At 36.4% G+C, this 19020-nt stretch carries 15 protein-coding genes; 8 read left to right on the plus strand and 7 right to left on the minus strand.

Going from position 1 to position 19020, the window contains the following annotated elements; translation table 11 throughout:
• Positions 1 to 2: 2 nt before the first annotated feature.
• The 4 genes from mobC to A3SG_RS0106255 form a co-directional block, all read right to left on the minus strand.
• Positions 3 to 1985 carry a conjugal transfer protein MobC gene (gene mobC, locus A3SG_RS0106240; protein WP_029596640.1) on the minus strand — a complete coding sequence of 661 codons (1983 nt, stop codon included), beginning with the start codon at positions 1983 to 1985 and terminating at the stop codon, positions 3 to 5.
• A 17-nt stretch (positions 1986 to 2002) separates the two neighbouring features.
• Entirely contained in the window at positions 2003 to 3295 is a 1293-nt protein-coding gene (locus tag A3SG_RS0106245; protein ID WP_016989167.1) for a relaxase/mobilization nuclease domain-containing protein, read from the minus strand.
• Entirely contained in the window at positions 3283 to 3675 is a 393-nt protein-coding gene (locus tag A3SG_RS0106250) for a plasmid mobilization protein (RefSeq protein ID WP_016989168.1), read from the minus strand. Before A3SG_RS0106250 ends, A3SG_RS0106245 begins: the two co-directional genes overlap by 13 nt.
• Before the next feature lie 277 nt (positions 3676 to 3952).
• Complete coding sequence (locus A3SG_RS0106255) at positions 3953 to 4855, minus strand: toprim domain-containing protein (protein WP_016989169.1); 903 nt, start codon at positions 4853 to 4855, stop codon at positions 3953 to 3955.
• Between the two features lie 155 nt (positions 4856 to 5010).
• Between A3SG_RS0106255 and A3SG_RS0106260 the strand changes: the two genes are divergently transcribed.
• The 3 genes from A3SG_RS0106260 to A3SG_RS0106270 all read left to right on the plus strand — a co-directional run bounded on the left by A3SG_RS0106260 (position 5011) and on the right by A3SG_RS0106270 (position 7515).
• The gene (locus A3SG_RS0106260) at positions 5011 to 5304 is read left to right on the plus strand and encodes a hypothetical protein (RefSeq protein WP_016989170.1); all 294 of its coding nucleotides are present in this window, start codon (positions 5011 to 5013) and stop codon (positions 5302 to 5304) included.
• Positions 5305 to 5621: 317 nt separating this feature from the next.
• The gene (locus A3SG_RS19245) at positions 5622 to 7169 is read left to right on the plus strand and encodes a DoxX family protein (RefSeq protein WP_035663513.1); all 1548 of its coding nucleotides are present in this window, start codon (positions 5622 to 5624) and stop codon (positions 7167 to 7169) included.
• 79 nt (positions 7170 to 7248) lie between these two features.
• Complete coding sequence (locus A3SG_RS0106270) at positions 7249 to 7515, plus strand: DUF6520 family protein (RefSeq protein WP_016989172.1); 267 nt, start codon at positions 7249 to 7251, stop codon at positions 7513 to 7515.
• 170 nt (positions 7516 to 7685) lie between these two features.
• Here the strand turns inward: A3SG_RS0106270 and A3SG_RS0106275 are convergent, their stop codons facing one another.
• The 3 genes from A3SG_RS0106275 to A3SG_RS0106285 form a co-directional block, all read right to left on the minus strand.
• Positions 7686 to 10316 carry a prolyl oligopeptidase family serine peptidase gene (locus tag A3SG_RS0106275; RefSeq protein ID WP_016989173.1) on the minus strand — a complete coding sequence of 877 codons (2631 nt, stop codon included), beginning with the start codon at positions 10314 to 10316 and terminating at the stop codon, positions 7686 to 7688.
• Positions 10317 to 11708 carry a RagB/SusD family nutrient uptake outer membrane protein gene (locus A3SG_RS0106280; RefSeq protein ID WP_016989174.1) on the minus strand — a complete coding sequence of 464 codons (1392 nt, stop codon included), beginning with the start codon at positions 11706 to 11708 and terminating at the stop codon, positions 10317 to 10319. It lies immediately after the preceding gene.
• A gap of 99 nt (positions 11709 to 11807) precedes the next feature.
• A complete protein-coding gene (locus A3SG_RS0106285) occupies positions 11808 to 14840 on the minus strand; it encodes a SusC/RagA family TonB-linked outer membrane protein (protein WP_016989175.1) in 3033 nt (1010 codons plus the stop codon).
• An 809-nt stretch (positions 14841 to 15649) separates the two neighbouring features.
• Here A3SG_RS0106285 and A3SG_RS21525 point away from each other — a divergent pair.
• The 5 genes from A3SG_RS21525 (at position 15650) to A3SG_RS0106320 (ending at position 18847) form a co-directional block, all read left to right on the plus strand.
• Entirely contained in the window at positions 15650 to 15841 is a 192-nt protein-coding gene (locus A3SG_RS21525) for a hypothetical protein (RefSeq protein ID WP_157485328.1), read from the plus strand.
• A gap of 1051 nt (positions 15842 to 16892) precedes the next feature.
• The gene (locus A3SG_RS0106305) at positions 16893 to 17267 is read left to right on the plus strand and encodes a hypothetical protein (protein WP_157485330.1); all 375 of its coding nucleotides are present in this window, start codon (positions 16893 to 16895) and stop codon (positions 17265 to 17267) included.
• Positions 17268 to 17356: 89 nt separating this feature from the next.
• Positions 17357 to 17518 (plus strand): hypothetical protein, encoded by a 162-nt coding sequence (locus A3SG_RS0106310; protein ID WP_157485332.1) that lies wholly within the window; start codon positions 17357 to 17359, stop codon positions 17516 to 17518.
• Positions 17519 to 17828: 310 nt separating this feature from the next.
• Positions 17829 to 17963 (plus strand): hypothetical protein, encoded by a 135-nt coding sequence (locus A3SG_RS22720; RefSeq protein WP_255347681.1) that lies wholly within the window; start codon positions 17829 to 17831, stop codon positions 17961 to 17963.
• Positions 17964 to 17986: 23 nt separating this feature from the next.
• On the plus strand, positions 17987 to 18847 hold the full coding sequence (locus tag A3SG_RS0106320; protein WP_016989182.1) for a DUF5694 domain-containing protein: 861 nt from the start codon (positions 17987 to 17989) through the stop codon (positions 18845 to 18847).
• The last annotated feature ends 173 nt before the right edge of the window (positions 18848 to 19020 follow it).

Consider the following 19020-nt stretch of genomic DNA (forward strand, 5'->3'; position numbering starts at 1 on the left):
GACTACTTCTTCAACACCAAGTAAGCCAGTCCAGGATCATTCAATAGTCGTTCCATCTCAGAATGACTAATGTCTTGAACATCCTGCTTAATTTGAAGATAATTACGCTGTACCGTGGCATTGTCTAACTTTCGAATAATTGGAATTTCTTTATAGTTATCCTGTTCTTTTTTAAGTGCTTGATGGTCATTTAGAATTTCGCAATGAAAAGTCTTCAATTCAATTTTGCAGTCGGGATCATCCGCTACCATGCCTACGAACTCACCAGAACTTAGAGAAGAAATATTGGAGGGTGGCACAGCAGACTCTAATTGTTTAGAACGGCTTATAGAAGTATCTCCGCTATTAATTGAAAGGCTTTCTCTGTCCTGCATAATTTTCCCAAATCGCTCCGAAAGTTGTTTGGCCGTATCACCAGTAACCTGACCGCTAACAATATTTCCGGTGATGTTCATAATTACATCAGCCTGTTCGCGTCCATACTCTTTACGGAGCTGGCTGAAGTCTTGAATCCCCAAACACGTGGCGACTTTATTAGATCGTGCGGTGGCAATAAGGCTATCCATATTGTTGAGATAGATTGTTGGGAATTCATCAAATATTAAACTGCTTTTCTGTTTGCCTTTTTGATTTACTTGTTTGATCAGCCTACTTACATAGAGTGATAAAACAGCCCCATAAATTTGAATTTTCTGAGGATTATTTCCCATACAGACAATCTTTGGTTCTTCTGGATTATTGATATCCAAAGTAAAATCATTCCCAGATAAAACATAATATAGTTGGGGAGAGGAGAGGCGTGCCATCGCTACTTTAGCGGAAGCGATCTGACCTTCTAATTGTTCCATTACATCGTTGAGGTAGGCATTGACAAAAGGATTTATTAATACTTCGACTTCCTTCTCCGTTCGCAATAGGGTAAAGAGACTGTCATAGTCCGCCTGCATAAGTTCGATTACATGGGGTAGCGTACAAAATTGTCCCTCCTTATATTTTTTTAAATACCAGATAATAGCGGTTAGAAAATTGATAGGAGATTCCACGAAGAAATCACCCTGACGTTTGATCCATTCTCGGTTGAGTCCCATAAGAATAGTGCGGGCGGATTCGGCTGCATCTGTAATATCCGTCATAGCAGAAGGATCTAACGGATTGCATCGGTGGGTTCGTGTTAAGTCATCAAAATTGATGATGTAAAATTTAGGAGCTATAGGATATTCGTGTTTGTGATGCAGCCACGTATTATAAGCTATTCTGGAAAGATCATCGAATTTGAAATCATAGACGAACATCGTAAACCCTTTACGAATATGTTGGGTAATTACATGCCGAATTACAAAATAGGATTTTCCGGATCCTGGAGACCCTAAAACCATCAAAGCTCGAAAAGGATTGATAATATTAATCCAACTGTTTCGTACCTTATCTTTCAAATGATAACGCGCTGGAAGATTGATCGAAAATTCATTTTCGAGTAGGCGTTCTTCCTGTGGGAAAGTCTCATTTTCTTTGTTGAAGATATCTTTGCTATTCAGTCTGTTTTTAATGATTCGGGAAAGAATAGTACCTCCAGAAAGTATCAATAGAAAACCAATCGAAGAAATCGAAATGTACAAAATCGTTACTTCCGTTATATTGATTTTGAGTAGTAAGCAAAGCGAACTTAAAAAATAGATTAGCATTCCCGTACTAATGTAAGCAAAAGCTGTTTTATGATTTAGTTTCTCTTGTTTTCTGCCTTTGGCTCCCAATAAAGAAATGAAAAGAAATCCTAAAGCAAATAATTTTGACTTATGAAAATTACTAAACAAACCAGCCTTATAAATATTGCCTAAGATCTGGTCGCTAAATGCACTACTCAATTCCCATAATTTGAAAGAGGAGTAACAGTAATAGTAAAAATGTAATCCTAAAAGTAGGATGCTGATAAGCCGAGTCATATCTAATATTTTCCTCAAGGCTTGGTCGTTTTCTCCAGTTTGCATAGCCATAATTTAATAGTTTACTGATTATCAGATTGTCCTTTTCTTTTCTTCTTTTTGCGCTTTCCTTTTAACTGCTTCGGTAAATAATCGGATGCTTGCTCTGGCTGTAGTAACTGATCCAATACTTTTCCTAAATCGCTAATAGGGAGTACGGTCGAAGTCTCTTTTAAAATAGAATCTTGAGAATCCCATTGACGCTGTCCCTCCCTAGAGTTTTTAATTTTAAAAGTTGTTTTGTTTAGACTAGCAGATTCTGCTCCGCAACGCTCTTGAATTGCTTTAGCACTGTATTGTTTTCCCAAAGCGCTGCCATTAAAAACACATTTAGTTCTATGGTCAACATAGGTGATACCATAAAGTAAACCATCGGTATTCTGACGAAGGACAGTATTGATACCTTCTTTTTCCAATCTTTCTAATAGTTCTGGAAGTCTTACTGGTTTATTCCCTAGTAAAATAAAATCTATTGTGTTTTTGCTCCTTAGTTTATGAGGCTTTCGACGCTGTTCGTTCTGAATGAATTTCTCTTCTAGAAATTTAAGCGTTGGCTTACTGTAAAAGTCACTCGCTTTAATGGGTACTCCCGCCTTATTTCCATTTTGATCTAGAATCCGATATAGTAATCCTTTATTGGCAAACACCCTCGAATTTTCGCTGCCTCGATCAGCCATTATATTGTATTGTTGCAAGACTGCATTAAGCTCTGGAAGGCTGGTGTATTTATATTGGTTTAACACTACATCGAGTACATTAGTAATAGCTCTTTTAGTGGGAGTACGGCCGTATAACACTTTGCTAGCTGCAACTATCTTGAGTTCATAATCTTGTTTTCTTTTATGACGTTCAGCGGGAACTAAGCCAAAGGAAATTTCTATTTCTTTTCTGGCTATTTCAGACTGGTTTTGACCAATGTTTTGGGTATCAATTCTGCTTCCATCTTCCCTCACTTTTATGGAGACGATGTGAATGTGAGGATGTCCCGCATCATGATGCTGATAGACCAAATAAGGTTGTTGGCCAAAGCCAATTTTCTCCATATAAGTATGCGCAATAGCCATTAGTTTTTCTTTAGATAAAGCTATTTCTGAAGGGTCAAAATTCAGAGAAATGTGTACGCTATTTCGTGTCACATTTTCGTTTAAGGCAGTTTGTTTTAACATCCGATTCAGCTTTATATTTATTGTCAAATTAGCATCATCAATAGGGTAATTTCCTGCCCCCATAAATACCGCCACTCCTTCTTTAACTTTGTTTTCATTGTAGTTTAAAATACGATGAATTGAATGTCCTGTTTTGATTACCGTAACCATAATTCTGCAAATTTTTGAATGGATTTTTTAACGTCATCAATCTTATTAAAAAGAATTTTACTTTCCAGTTCATAGCGAATCAACCAACTTTTAAATTCAGGAATCTGCTGTAGAATATGAAGCTTTTTTACAGCCTGATTAAAGTTATTACCTATTGCATTTAGCTCTTTTCGCAGCTGAATCATTTGCAACATAAAATCATCCAACGAAGCGTCTCTGTAGGTAGTTACAATAGGCTTGTCAAAAAGACTTCTGCGTATATAATCACTCAGTTTTCGGCAGGTACTGGCTTTCCATTTTCGCTCTATTTTGGCATACTCGGCAGCTGTTAAACGCAGCCCAATTATGCGTGTTCGGTTTGAATTTCCTTTTTCCATCATCTTTCATTTTACTCATTAATTCAATATTTTTAACTTGTCCTTGCGGAGCTGCAATACTTCATTTCATTGTGTTTAGGCCTTTTTTTGATTTTCAGTTTCACTGCCCACAAGTCCCGAGTGATAGGCAGCCAGACTCGGTTGTTTAACAACCGGACATCTGGCCGATTGCAGGAACGTGGCAATCTTTCAGCTACTTATAATGGCCTTCGATCATTAAAATTGTTTTTAGTAGATTGTATGGGATAGTACTAATTCCCTATGATTAGTGGGATAGTAGCTAACTGTTTTTATGTCTCAAATTATTCTTTTTCAATTTTCCGAAATTCACTGACCAATCGTTGAGGTCTTTATAATTTCGATAAAGCGTACTTTCATCCTTGTATTTAGTACTCAGAGAAAGTGCACGTTTGGTATAACTTTTACCTGTTTCATCCCGGTCAAAATATAGCCGAATGGATTCATGGTTTTCCATAAAAGGGCGTGCTCTTTCGAAAAAAGAAACAGAGTTTAAAATGACAAAATCCTGACTATTTTCGGGAAGGTTTTTGGTCATTGCTTTAAAGGATAAATAGTCAAAGAAGCCTTCAAAAACGACTGCCTCATTACTGCCATTTTCGAAGGTGGTTATTCCCTTTGGTGAAGCTGTTGTTTTGAAATAGGGATTTCTAATTTCGTAGCCTCCCAAATCATTTTTGAAACCAATTCCGTAGTAGGTATTATCACTTAAACTGTAGTGAACTTCCTTGCAAAACCGTTGCGCAATTGCAATTGGAATAGTACGCTGTTCGAGATAACGTAATAGCGGATCAGAAGTAAGTGAAGTAACTTCTAATATTTTAATTTTAGGTTCTTGCTGGACACTATTTTCTAAAGAGGAAAGTATTGGCTGTTGAAGAGAAAGATTACCACTTAAGTTTTTTAGTAATTCAGGAATGCTACACTTGTAAAATTCGATACCAAAATCAATCAGGTTACCACCTTTTCCAAGGCCGTGGTCATACCAACGATTTAATCTGCGATTGATTTTAAAAGACGCGTCTTTTTCATCTCTAAATGGCGAAAGGTACCAGTAGTCGTTGTGCCTAATTTTTTCAGGTTCAAAACCCAAAGACTTTAAGTAATTAACTAGATCTATTGCTTTGGCTTGCTCTATTGAAAAGTTATTGTTGCTGAAATTCATATCATATATTTTATCAGGTTCATAATTCAGATTCCGCTTACTAAAGTAAAAAAGCTAAATCCCTTGACCAATCCTCATCATATTTTGACTGGGATAAATTGGAGTAAGCTTCTTATTTTTGGAGTACTGAAATATTAATTTAAAACGAGAAGATTATGCTAACAACAAATGATGTAGCCCAGGTTTTTGATACGATCCTTAGTATCCCTGGCATGAATGAGCTGGTGAAGATTGATTTGAAAATCTCCCGTAAAAATGTATTGTTATTAAACCATGTTATTGAACGTGGATTATTGGCTAAAGTAGATAATAAAGCATCAAACTTATTGACCAGTGTTCCAGAAGAAAATTTGGACGAGTTGAGGTCGTTAGGAGGGGAGTGCTTATTAAAAGCTGGACTGATCGAATTGAGTGAAAAACTAAATGCGTTAAGTGGAACCACGAAGTAGAATGTATTATTAAATAAAAACTAATAGAATGCCCAATAAGCGGATACTGCGTATTTGGCATTCTTTGTTTTTAATCATTTCCGTTTATAATAATAGCTGTTTCGGCTCTTAATTCTATAAATGGCCTGATTTTAAAATGTTTTGGCCTGATTTTTTAAACCATGTTTCCAAAAAAAGGGCTGTAATTTTGGTAAGTATTTAAGAATGATTGTTTTAAATAAGCGTCAAGACTTTGAAACTTTAAATTCCTTAGACAGAGAAACTTCAAAGTTGTGAATATTTAGAATTCAATTGGTTTAACCCAAAAAACAGCAGATATGAAACTAAGTGCACCAATTAAGAAGGGAATTCTAGAGGTAGTTTGTTTGTTATACATGCTACTGCTTATTTATGCGGCGGTAAGTAAACTTTTGGATTTTGAAAACTTTCAGGTACAACTGGGACAATCTCCATTGCTAAGTGCTTTTGCAGGATGGGTATCCTGGGGCGTTCCAATTGTGGAGCTCGTCATCGCCTTACTTTTGCTTGTTCCAAGATTTCGTCTTGTGGGTCTTTTTGCTGCTTTTAGTTTGCTGGTTATGTTTACGACCTATATCATTATCATTTTAAATTTCAGTTCTTTTATTCCTTGTTCCTGTGGTGGGATTTTGGAGAAGATGGGCTGGACGGAGCATCTACTATTTAATATAGGGTTTTTAGTATTAGCACTTATTGGAATCCGGCTAATTACCCCTTCGAAAACAGTTGAGAATACAGTAAAAATTAAACGCTTTTTTATTACAGTTCTAGGTTTCTTCGTTTGCAGCATTGGAGTGGTGATTTTACTTTTTGTTTTATCGGAAGATATTGTGCATCATCGAAATAATTTTGTTCGTCGCTTTCCGCATCATCCAGTTATCAAAACACATGAAATGGATATCAAATTCAACTCGTATTATATAGCCGGAATCGACAATGGAAAAATTTATCTTGGTAATGTTAGTGCTCCTTTGAATATCCTGGTAATAGATACTGCTTTGCAATTTCAAGAGCGATTTATAATACAGCTTTCCAAAGAAGTCCTGCCTTTTCTAAGGGTTCAAGTTAGAGTAAAACCCCCTTACTTTTATGTTGTGGATGGGACTATACCTATCATTTTTAAAGGCAATATTAATGACTGGAAAGCTTCAGTGTTAATGTACGGGAAGGTATATTTTTCCCTTATAGAACCTACTGATGCAAAAAATTTTGCTTTCCGTGCTGTCAGCAGTACAAAGCATAGAAATGTTTTAGGCACCCTCAAGATTAACGGTACTACAGAAGTAAAATTAGCTGATAATTTATTAAAAAAACAAATTGACGGACTCTTTGATACTGACGGGATGCTTTTGTTCAACGAACAGCTGCAGAAAGTTATTTATACCTACTATTATCGCAATCAGTATTTAATCACAGATTCCCATTTGAACTTAGATTATGTAGGTCATACTATTGATACGACGAGTCGTGCTCGGATAAAGGTAGCTTATATTAATTCCAAAAAGCAATACAAACTTTCAGCACCACCGCTATTGGTTAATAAAAGCACCTCAACCTATGGTAATTATCTTTTTGTTAATGCAGGATTAATGGGGCAGTACGAGCCGGAGGAAATGTGGCGTAAGGCTTCTGTAATTGATGTATATGATTTTTTGCACAAACGGTATGACTTCAGTTTTTATATTGAAGATCAAGAAGGACATAGACTGGAACATTTTGAGGTCAAAGATAATTTAGTAGTTGCATTAATGGGCCATAAGATTATAACCTACCGATTGCAAACGAAAGGTTTTGCTCCAAGTAATTTTAAACTATACAAGGGGTTGTCAGATAGTAAAAAGGAATAAAAATATACTGCGCAGTGTCAGGAAGACGATCGAAAACCTGTAGAAAAGAGTAGGTCATTAATTTTTAAATTTTATCATTATGAAAACACGTATTGTACAAAAGGCATTGCCTTTTGCAGCTATCGTTTTAGCGGTAGCAGGGGCTTTTGCAGCCAACATTTCTAGAACAGATGTTAACAGCTTAGCTGATGTTAACGGACGTCTTCCATCTACTTGTGCCGAAACAAGTGTGATATGTTCCGATATTTTTAACCCTCAAATGTGTACCAGCGGTGCACAACAGTTGTACAAAATCAATGCATCCGGTACAGCTTGTCCACAGGCTCTTTACAAAAAGGTTCAGTAGGGCTTTGAAAATCATAGTTTAGCTATGGAAAATGGCAATGCCGAACTTGAAAATATCAGGTTCGGCATTGTTTTTTTCTTCTCCGCTCTTTAGAGCTATGGAGTATTACCTACAGTGGAACGAGTAAGGAAGAGATTAATGTTCAGTACTGAATGATACTGTTTACACTTTTATGATCTGTTTTCAGGTACATTTTTATCTTTTAAATAATAATCAAACCATTCCTTTACTCTTTTATCGAGGTCTTTTTGGGACTCGGGTTTGCTAATGGCGTGCCCTTGACCAGGATAAACCAGAAAGGTATGTGGCTTTTCCAGTCTTTGTAAGGCTAAATGCAGTTCAATGCTTTGTGTCCAATTGACATTTCGGTCTTCTTTCCCCGTCCAGATTAACAAAGGTGTATTTATTTTGTGCGCCTGCGCTATAGGTGAGTTATCAATATATCCATTGTAATTGGTAAATAAAGAGGTACCCATTCGCAACTGTGCCGATTCATAGCGCCACATGTGGGAACGCTCGCCACTCGATTCCATACTCAGGTAATTGCTTACTAAGTCAGTACAGGCGGCACCTGCGACAGCAGCAGTGAATGTATTCGTTTGGGAAATAATAAAAGCAGTTTCGTATCCTCCAAACGAAGCTCCAATCAAGCCAATATGATTGAGCTCCACTATACCCATAGTTTTAACCTTGGAAACGGCTGCCTCAACACAACTCACTGCAGACTTTCCTGGAGATCCTATTTCATAGCTAATGTCTGGATACAACACCAAATAACCTTCCAACTTGTAGTTCGTGGGATTAAATCCATCTTCATTGTATTGTGTAGGATTTATGTACTGATGCATCATACCAGATTGTCTTTCGTACAGATGGACAATCATGGGGTATTTTTTTCCAGATTGAAACCCTGCAGGATAAAATAATACTCCTTGCAGTTCCTCTCCTTTTGGATTTGAATAGGCAATTAGTTCAGAATGTCCCCAGGCATATTTTTTTTGTTGGGGATTTGTTATTACTATTGCGGTTCCATTTTTATTCTTCTTATCCCAAAATTTTAATTGTGGAGCTACTTCAAAGGACTGTTCTTTATAAATATACTTTTCACTAATTTTTGCCTTACGTAGGGTATTTATTCTTGCATTTAAATATACTATCGGTTCACAATTGCCTTTGGCATCTAAGTAGTAATAGCCCGAGGCTTTGTTGTCTCCTAGCGCTTCTAATACATTTCCCTTGCTAAGGTCGAAAGTATGGGTTAATAAATTAAAGGAAGTCTTTATAAAAACGCTTTCATATAAATTTTGATAGATCCTGAAACGGATTTTTTGTTCCCGTCCCTTTGTGAGTCTCTTGGCACTTTGCCCATCTGGAGTTACTATCCAAATATCATACTGGTCATACACAATAAGCTGACCGTCCTGTGTCCACCCCGGACTACCATAAGGAGTAGTTGTTCCACCCTCGTCGAATTTCAAGTTATAAACGGGTGAGGGCATTGAAGCAGTAACATTGGTATGTTTTTCTACTATTGGATCGTATACCCACCACTTTTTATCTTTAAAGTAATTAATATACTCGCCATTGGGCGATGCTCCCATAGTTCCGATGGAATGCAGTTGTTTCTTTACCACTAAACTACTTTTCCCTGTATTTAAATTGGTCAAGTAGAAGTCGGGGATTGCTTCAAATTCATAGTGGGGCTCATAGGCTCGAGTATTGAAGGTTAATGCATAGTTTTGTTTTCCCGTCAACATCACGTTTGGTAAATCATCTGTTCCAATTTGCACTACTTTGTTTTGCTGAGGCCACCACGCTGCCAATTTAGGGATATGAGCGCCATCTATATGTTGACCATGATTTTCTCCTGATGCTACGCTATTCCAAATCTGTACCGTTTCATTTTCCTCGGGTAAGGATATAGAAGATGCCACGTTAAAGAAGATTCGTTCGTCATCCTCAGAAATTTGTAATGGGGCGCGGGCAAACGGAATCGCAATGCGCTTGTCTTTAAAAAAATTAGCATGTAGCAATGGATCTAAACTATATAATTTAGGGGTATGCTCCAATTGTTTTGCGTAGTATACTTTGTGGTTTTTTTGTTTGTCGGTTTCTTTGCCTAATTCCTGTAAAAAAGCAAGGGCATTCCCTTTACTGTTCCAGGTTAGGTTTTTATAACGACACTCTTTTTCCTGCACTAGTGTTTCCGTACTAAAATCGGATCGCATTCGAACTAGTTTTACGGCATTTTCATTCTGGATCACGCAAGCCAAAATTGTTCCGGCAGCGTTAAAACTATATTCTGTAATACCGCTGATGGCATGTTCCTTTTCAGTCTGTAAATTGATGATGCAAAGTGTCTGTTCTTGTTGTAACTCCTGCTTCAACAGTGCTAAATAGTTTCCCCTGGCCACAAATTCATATTTATAAACGCCTTGTATCCATCGTATTGCTCCTGATTTTAAGTTTAGTAAAGCCGTTCCTTTTTTCGGATCGTGGGTAACCCACCATTTGTTGTCTGGACTAAAAGTACCATTCTCCGCATTAGGGAAATACAATTTCTTATTCGTTTGGGTATTTTGTACAAACAAGGTATCCATCGCTGATTGATAATTTAATTTGTAGCTGATCCAATTCCCATCATCTGAAATTTTTTCATCCGAAAGTGTACTCCAAGTTTCATAATCTATAGGTTTAAGCTGCTTTTTTGATAATGACTGGCTCCAAACGGAGCCAGTTCCTAGTATGAAAAGTAGAAAAAACCAGTTGTATTTTATTTTTAATACCATCTTGTTTTTCATTTAATACCCTGGATTTTGATAGAGATTTTTGTTTAATACTAATTCGGTTTCAGGTAATGGCAACCATTTATCAGTGCTTTTCCAGCCTGGTTTGATACCTAAGACGGCCTGTGCTTGTCCACTTCTTTTCAAATCAAACCAACGCTGTCCTAATTCGGTAAATAATTCTACTCTGCGCTCCTGAAGAATAGTCAGCAATAGATTCTCGGAAGTATTTGCAGTAGTAGGTGCCAGTCCCGCCCGATTGCGTATCGTGTTCATATCTTCTTTGGCACCAATCAAATTCCCTTGATGGGCACGCGCTTCCGCTCGAATGAGGTACTGTTCTTCCAAGCGCAACACAATAGCATATTCTCGTGTCGTTCCGGTATTCGTGTTTTTTTTGTATTTATAGGGATAGTACCATGTTTGCGATCCAGCACTTACATTCCCTATCCAATGCACTTTTCTTTGATCGCCAACTTCAAATGCATTTAATAAGTTAGAACTAATTGCTGCAATCGGAGGAGGGCCAGTACTAAAAATAAAGGTGCTGGCATCGTGCGTATTCAAACCGGAAATACCGGGGTGCAATTGCCAGATTATGGAAGGGGCTTCCTTTAAGAACACTTTATCCAAATCCTCTTCCATGTGGTAAAGTGCCCCGTTGTTGATTACTAGTGTAGCTTCTTCTTCCGCTAATGCCCACTCCTCCTTATAAAGGTACACCCTTGCCAAAAGTGCTGCAGCCGCTGCTTTATTAGGACGAATTCGTTCACTAGAGGTGTATGCATCTGTTAATAGCTCTTTAGACTTTATTAAATCGGCTGTTATTTTCTCATAGACTTCATTCTCGGGCATTCTTGAAATTTTACTATTTATGCTGTAGTCTGTTGTATTTATATATGGAATAGCTCCATATAGATTTAGCAGATAAAAGTGGGTCATTGCTCTAAGAAAGAGCCCTTCGCCTTTTAATTGGTTGCGATTTTCGCTAGAAATTGCGGTACTGTTTTCAAGTCCTTCCAAAAGGGCGTTCACTGCATAAATTTGGCTGTAGCCACTTTTCCATATTGTAGCCACCGAAGGATTTGAAGCGATAACCGTATGGTTGTAAAAATCTTCTATTGGCGAACTAGAACTTCCAAAATAGGTTAATTCATCTGTATAATTCCCCATTAGGCTGGAAAGTCCGTCAGGTTTACCGGATAACATGCCAGTTTCTCGGAGTTGCGCATAGCTATTTGAGAGCGCTGCTGTGGCAGTACTGATATCCTCGAAGACAGCAGTTCCAGTAAGTTGTGACTGTGGTAAGTCTACCTCCGTAAAACTTTCACAGCTATTAAGCCAAAAGCAAAGTAGTGTAATTAATGCTGCTATTAATAATGTCTGTATTAGTCTATAGTATTTCATATCTTAATATTTATTGTTTCTAATTCATTATTTTTCAGTCACTTTTATCATTTCTGACTGTTTTTGTTGATAACAGTCGATTTGATAGATTCCTTTATATCATAGGCTGAGGTTTATCCCCAAAGTAATTTGACGTAAAGGAGGGGAGTAGAATGCAGATTGATTTTCAGGATCTGCTCCTTTGTAGTTTGTAACCGTTAGTAGGTTTTGTCCCTGTACATAAATTCTACCGGTCATACCTTTTGTCCATTGTTGTGGAATAGTATAAGAGAGACTGATACTTTTCAATCGTATGTAGGAGGCATCACTTATAGATGCACTACTGTTGCTGTATAGAAAATAGGCATCGAGTGCTGCCCCATTGGCACCTGTTGTGTATTGCTGAATTTCTGCAGTTGTGCCATTTTGAGGCCAGTGATTTAGAACGTCAATAGGCTGATTTGAAAAATCACCAACCCAAGAAGCAGTATATAAGTAATTACGGGCTCTTTGTTTTACGAACTGAAATAGAAAGTCCATTGCCCAATTTTTGTAGCTCAACTGGTTTGTTAATCCACCGAAGAATTTTGGGGATGTATCTTCTATCCATTGGCGGTCTTCGGGCCCTGTAATTTTTCCGTCTTTGTTGTAATCCTCGAATTGATATAGACCCGTTTCGGGATTAATTCCTGTATAATGGTATGTTTTTTGGATGCTCAAAGATTTTCCTAGTACTAGCGTATTGGCATATGTTGACCCTTCTAAATCTGGAAATTCCAAAAGTTTATTTTTTAGAAAGCTCAGATTTAGGGAACTAGTCCAATTGAAATCGTTTTTTTTATAATTGACTGAGCGTAGTTCTAATTCCACTCCTGTATTTTGTACGGTAGCATTTAAATTAGACTGTAAAGAGGAGAAGCCTGTGGTCGCAGGTAACGGGACACCCACGAGTTGGTTTGAAGAGCGGTTACTAAAATAAGCGGCAGTGATGAAAACACGGTCTTTTAAAAAGCCAAGTTCTAGTGCTGCTTCCAATTTTTTATTAGATTCCCATCCAAAGGAAGGATTAAATAGCCGGCTAGGTTTTATACCAATTACACCATTATAATTATTTCCTGTACCTTCGTAAGTATCCAAAAACTGGTAATCTCCAATTTGGTCATTTCCGCTTGTGCCATAACTGGCACGTAGTTTTCCAAAGCTAAGGAAGGTATTTGTATCCATAAAAGCTTCCTTGGAAAACAGCCAAGCTGCACCAATAGCCGCAAAATTAGCAAAACGATTTCCTGGGCCAAAACGGCTGGAACCATCACGTCTCCCGGTTAGATTGATTATGTATTTTTCTTTCCAATTGTAATTGATCCTGCCAAAGAAAGCTTGGTATTTATATATTGTCAACTGATCATCTGTTATGGTAAGATAGCCAGCTGCTGCCAAGTTATGAATAAGGCTGTTGCTGGAAAAACCTGATCCGTACTGCGACAGTTGTTGCGCCGTCTGTTTCTGAAAGGTTGTTCCACCCAGCATATTTATTGTGGAACTACCCCAGTTTTTTTTCCAATTGATTTGAGGTTCGATTATCCAGGATTGACGAGTCGCATTGTTTAGCACAAGCATCGAGACTTCGCTACCCAATCCATAGGATGGGTTGTACATAGTAGATGGAAAGGTTCGATTCTCTTGTACTAGATAATCTGTGTACCCAAAGTTTGTTTTTATTTCTAATTCTTCCACGAGCTTATACGAGAGCGTTGCATTGGCAATTAAGCTATTCGTTTTAGCACTATACATGCCTTCTAAAGTACTTAAAGGGTTATTCCACGTTCCATTTTCCCAATTCAGATTCCCCTGTGCATCGTGGAGTGCTGGAGCATTTGGTGCTAAAATTGTAGCTTGATACGTTAAATCGTTGGCTGGTAGCGCGTTTTTATCCGTGGAATAGTCAGCCGAAAGGCTTATTTTAAAGCGATTATCATTAGATTTATGCGTAAGGCTGTTGTGTACTGCGAATTTATTATAGTAACCTTGTCCTGGGAAAACAGTCGTTTCTTTGCGGTAGTTTCCGCTCAATAAAAATTGCGTATTGGTATTTCCACCAGATACGGTACCTTGCATGTTAGTTGTATTGGCGGTGCCGCCTAGTAGCTCTTTTTGCCAGTTAGTATAACGGTTTTGATCCCAAGTACCATTTATATCGTAGGCATATGCCGGATATTCTGTAATTCCATCGTTGCTAAAAGCTTCCTTTCGCATGGCTATATATTGCTCTGTGTTTAACAGCTTAGTGGTGCGCGTTAGTTTGCCAAAACTAGAGTAGGTGTTGAAATCGAATTTTGTTTTCCCTTCTTTTCCTTTTTTGGTTGTAATCAATACCACTCCATTTGATCCGCGGGAACCATATATGGCTGTTGCATCGGCGTCTTTTAATACTTCGATACTTTCAATATCAGCTGGGTTGATGCTATTAAGCGGACTTATATTTCCAGCTAATATATTTCCTGATGTCATCACTGAGCCTAATGATTGTGTGCTGTACGGGACTCCATCGACAATGTATAAAGGCGCATTCCCTTCCGATCTTATGCTATTAATACCTCTAATTTGTATCTCAAAACCGCCACCGGGAGTACCTGTATTCTGTGTTATGTTTACGCCAGCCATTCGACCTTGCATGGCAGCCAATGGATTGTTTACGGGTTGTTTGTCGATGTCTTTGGCAGTAATTTTAGAGATACTCCCCGTACGTTCACTTTCTTTTACAGAATAGTATCCTGTATTGACGCGGACTTCCTGAAGTGCTGTGGCATCTTGCTGAAGTTTGACATTAATGATTTTGCGCCCAGTTATTGGTACATAACTAGTCCTGTACCCCATAAATGAAAAGACCAGTGTATCTGTTGGAGAAACGGTTATTATATATTTTCCATCAAAATCAGAAATGGCACTTGTTTTTTTTCCTTTTATGGAAACGGTTACTCCTGGTAGTGGCCCATTAGTATCTCTAATGGTGCCATTGATCTGAGTTTGTTGCGGTATTGATATCTTGTGTCGCAGTGCACTACTGGCGAAGATTGGTGAAGGATTAAGATAAAAGCTCAGAATAAGCGAAGACCAAAGTACCAGTACCCCTTTGTTTAATGAAAATTTTTTCATATTATTGGTTTAGTTAATTAAAATGTGAATTTTGTTAGCGTTGGTCCTCTTGTCTAGTTTGCCGACGAGTAAGAGGGCCTTTTTTTATGTGATTAGCCACGATCCCGATAGCTATCAGGACTAAGGCACGAATTTTTTTTTTTTATAAGTCATAGGCGTTATCTGTTTTCTGTTATGGGTTGTCCGTTATCAGTTAGCTGTTGTCTGTTAGCTGTTGTTGCTTCTATGTACGGTTTGCCATATTACATCAATTAGTTGTTTTTTAAATTTTTAAAAATGGTCGTTTTAATCAACGGTGACTTTGTAAGAATCGCTGAGGTAAAATTGCTGCAACCATATAGCCAAAGGCAGATAATAGTTATTAAAATCAGCATTAATAAAGCTTTGATTTCTTTGTAGTACCTCATCTTTTTAATTGTTACTAATATTAGTTGTGGGTATGCTGATTGTTTGCATAATAGTTAAATTGAAAAAGAAGATTAATTTATAAGATGGGTTTCCAATCCTTTTTTTAATAATTTTATTTTTCATCGTCTTAGTTTAGGTCTTTAAATGAAATTTTTTCGTTTTACCCCTCCCGAAAGCTTTCGGGACTAAAGGGAGTCGAAAATTTTAGATCGTTGTGTGTGAATTGTTGGTCGATTTTTGATTTCGATGTGCATCGTTGCTTTCACCGAAGATTTTTGAATGCTGTTTTTTATTGCATAGGCACTTGGATTTAAAGGTTTTCTAAAGGAAGTACACCGCCGTTGCCAGTTGCAGCCCAACGCAGGCAGTGCATTTCCAAACTAACTAATTCAAAAAATTGATTGCTTTGCAATACTAAAACAAAAGGAAGATTGGCTAAGAATGGCAGCTGGGTTTGTGCCAATAAAAAATGGCATGGAACTCAGCTTACTGCACTAGAGGTACTGGTATACCGAGCAACAATAAGTGAGCCCACGCCATGGGACGTGAGCATCTTACTTATCATCTCGTTGCAAAAATTACCAGTTTTCTAGTGCGAGATTCAAAGCGAATGCTTCAAATATTTTATATGAAGAATCGCAAATTTATAAATTCTAAAACAAATATAACAAAATATTTTAAAATGCGCATTTTAGTACGCATTATTTTTAATGCATTGACTTTCCTTTGTTTCGATGGGTGAAACAAGTGATATAGTATGCGGTTACATTTATAAGAATTGGATTCAATCTTATAAGTCACAACGTTCCTTTGCTTTAGACCATAATATTGAAGAAAGTATTGTTAGAAAAATTAAGAATACTGCTTTAGAAACTAGTAAACAACATTATAGTATCCCCGTAAATACTTTAAGTAAGATTTGTGAAGCACGGAACATGAAGCTATTAGATTTTTTTAAACTGATTGATAAATAATAGAGATGCCAAAAAGGCATCTTTTTTTTGTGCTATTTTGAACTGGAGTTGTCTATTCAGGAGAAAGTGTTGTCAAAAACGGAGTATTGTATTTCCAAGCAAATGAAATAGTAATTACCCATTCTATATTTGAGCTGTGGAATGGTATGAAATAATAGGGGTAGTTGTTATGGTTGTACTTGGTGTCTTGATCAGAGGTGCCATTTATGAATTTAGGAAAAATTATTTTTATAATGATAGTTGGGGGAGGAGGGAGAGGAAATAAAGATGTTGTTAGGTGTCTTTTTTTATGCCATTTTTTTGATAATGCGGGAAACCGTAAAGGGATAAAATTGTAATTGTATACTTTTACTTGATAGAAATGTACGAATATCACTAAAAGTGGGTATAGTAATAAAAAATTGAAAAGCTTTTATTTACAACATACAACACAAGACATATAGCACGAGTTATGGTAAAACTTTAAAGAAAGGGGATACTTCTGGATGTTATTTATTAGTTATGCCTCAGTTTGGTAGAACCGAAAACGAAACGATAAAAAATGAATAATAACAGGCTCAAGCATAAATTATTAAATATATTATCAAAAGAATATGTCGTTTCTGGTTTTTAAAACGCAGAAAATACAGAAATCGGACTGAATGATGATGTTATTTTACCAATACTTAAATTGACTATAGAGGAATATGAGCTATTGAAAATGTCGTTATTTGAAGAAAAAGAAGTTTTCCGACATAATCCTAAATACAAATTAGGATTAAACTCCACAGACAAAGGTGTAGCTTCTTTCGTCAACAAAAAATATAAAAAAAAGAATGAAGACATAATTATTAATTGGGTTAAGATTTTTGTTCAAATTGTAGTGCCAGTTTTAGCTTTAATAGTTGCAGTTCTTTCGCTAACTATAAAATTAGACAGTTTGAAAATGCAATCCGATAAAGAATTACAAAAACTAGAAAATATAATGCAAGAGCAGAAATTAAGCATAGAAAAATTGGAAATGAAGACCAAAATTCTTCGCAATCGTAAAAAAAAATATTTCTGAATAAATTCTTTCATTTTTGACATAATTAATAAACTTTAAAATACTTTCACTTAAAATAGGTGGAAAATAAACCCTTAAAAAAAATAGATATGGAATTTATCGTTGGATTAGTATTAATTGTTGCGTTTGTATTTTTAATTAGAATGTTTGGAGCTTGGATGTTGAGAATTGATGAAGTAATTGAACTTCAAAAAGAACAAACAAAACTATTGAGAATTATATCCGAAAAAACAGCATCAAAAGAAAATTAATAAAAAACCGAAGGCATAACAGCAGTTTGTGTACAGTGGGGTTTTAGTGGAATTACCGTATCGCATCACATTTTCTTTCATCCGAAAAATTAGCGGTTACGAACTTCCAGCCATCTCAAAGTGGCATAACGTTGGCATTCATTAAAAAAAAACAGAAACGAGATAGAATAATTATAAGATATTTAAGAAATCCTTCGAGGTAGCCTCTTTGAACTGCAATGGTTTTGTTCCAGTAGCCTTTTTAGTAATTAGTTTAATAATTTTAAGGTTCATATTGAGCCAATTAACAAATAAAAAAAAGGAAACAGATATGGAGCAAGTTAAAAAAAGAGTCAATAAAGTCAGAACAAGAGTAATGAATGGAGTAACATCTACAATTGAAACAGTTTGGGCTATTGGAACATCCATTGCAGGCACTGATGTGCTGGAAATAGAAGAAAATTAAATGGAGACATAAAAGATATAATAATGACAAGAAGCATAATTTTAATAGTAAGCATTTTTACTTTCTATTCGTGTAGAAACGAACAAAATATTGGGACAAATAAAAAAAGCCAAAATATTTCTACCGAAAATGTAATTGATGGCGATTTAAAGAAAATACCTGTTCTTAATTTAGGAACTTTTCATATGGGAGAAACCTCTGATGCTAATAAAACTGAATTTGATGAAAACGATAGAAAAAACCAAATTGCAGTCAAAGAAATAGTACAAAAATTGTCTGCTTTTCGCCCAACGGTAATTATTGTAGAAACTCCACCCAGTTTTAATGAAAAACTTCAAGCAGAGTACAAGGAATACGTCTCTAACCCGAAAATGAAGTTAAAGGACCCAAGTGAAATTGAATTATTAGCTTATGAATTGGGACGAATAAGTGGAACAACTAGAATTTACGGAATTGACCATAAAATGGGCTATAATTACAATATTGGAAACGAAATCGTAAATTCAATCGATTCACTATGGTACAATAAATATTATAAAAATCCTTTAAAATATTATGCACTAGTAAATCTTGATCAGAACAAGTTAAACTTGCTTGATAAATTGAAATTGACCAATAATAATTCATATCTAGACTTTTTAATTGAAGTTAATGCAGAAATGCTTGCTCACGTTGGCAGTGAAAAAGGTTTTGAAGGAGCAGATGAAGCCACTAAATATTATCAAAGAAATATTAGAATGTACTCAAATTTAAATAGAATAAATCTTACCGAAAATGATAGAGTTTTTGTTCTTTTGGGTGCAAGTCATACAGCATATCTAAGAGACTTTATTAGCCGAAGTCCAAAATACAAAATGGTCAATACATTTGAATACCTAAAATAAAAACTGCCACCAACCGCCATTCCTATGTAAAGCATCATTAAGTTATTAACAACTTTTAAGAGGGTTATATGTCGGTTATTTTTCGAGTATAAAATTCCGTTTCAGCGGCTTGTTGGAAAAGTTGGAAACAACTTTTTGTCCGCTGAAAGCATTGGACTCCTATGTAAAGCATC

Source organism: Flavobacterium sp. ACAM 123, assembly GCF_000264055.1.
In the GTDB taxonomy this organism is placed as follows: domain Bacteria; phylum Bacteroidota; class Bacteroidia; order Flavobacteriales; family Flavobacteriaceae; genus Flavobacterium.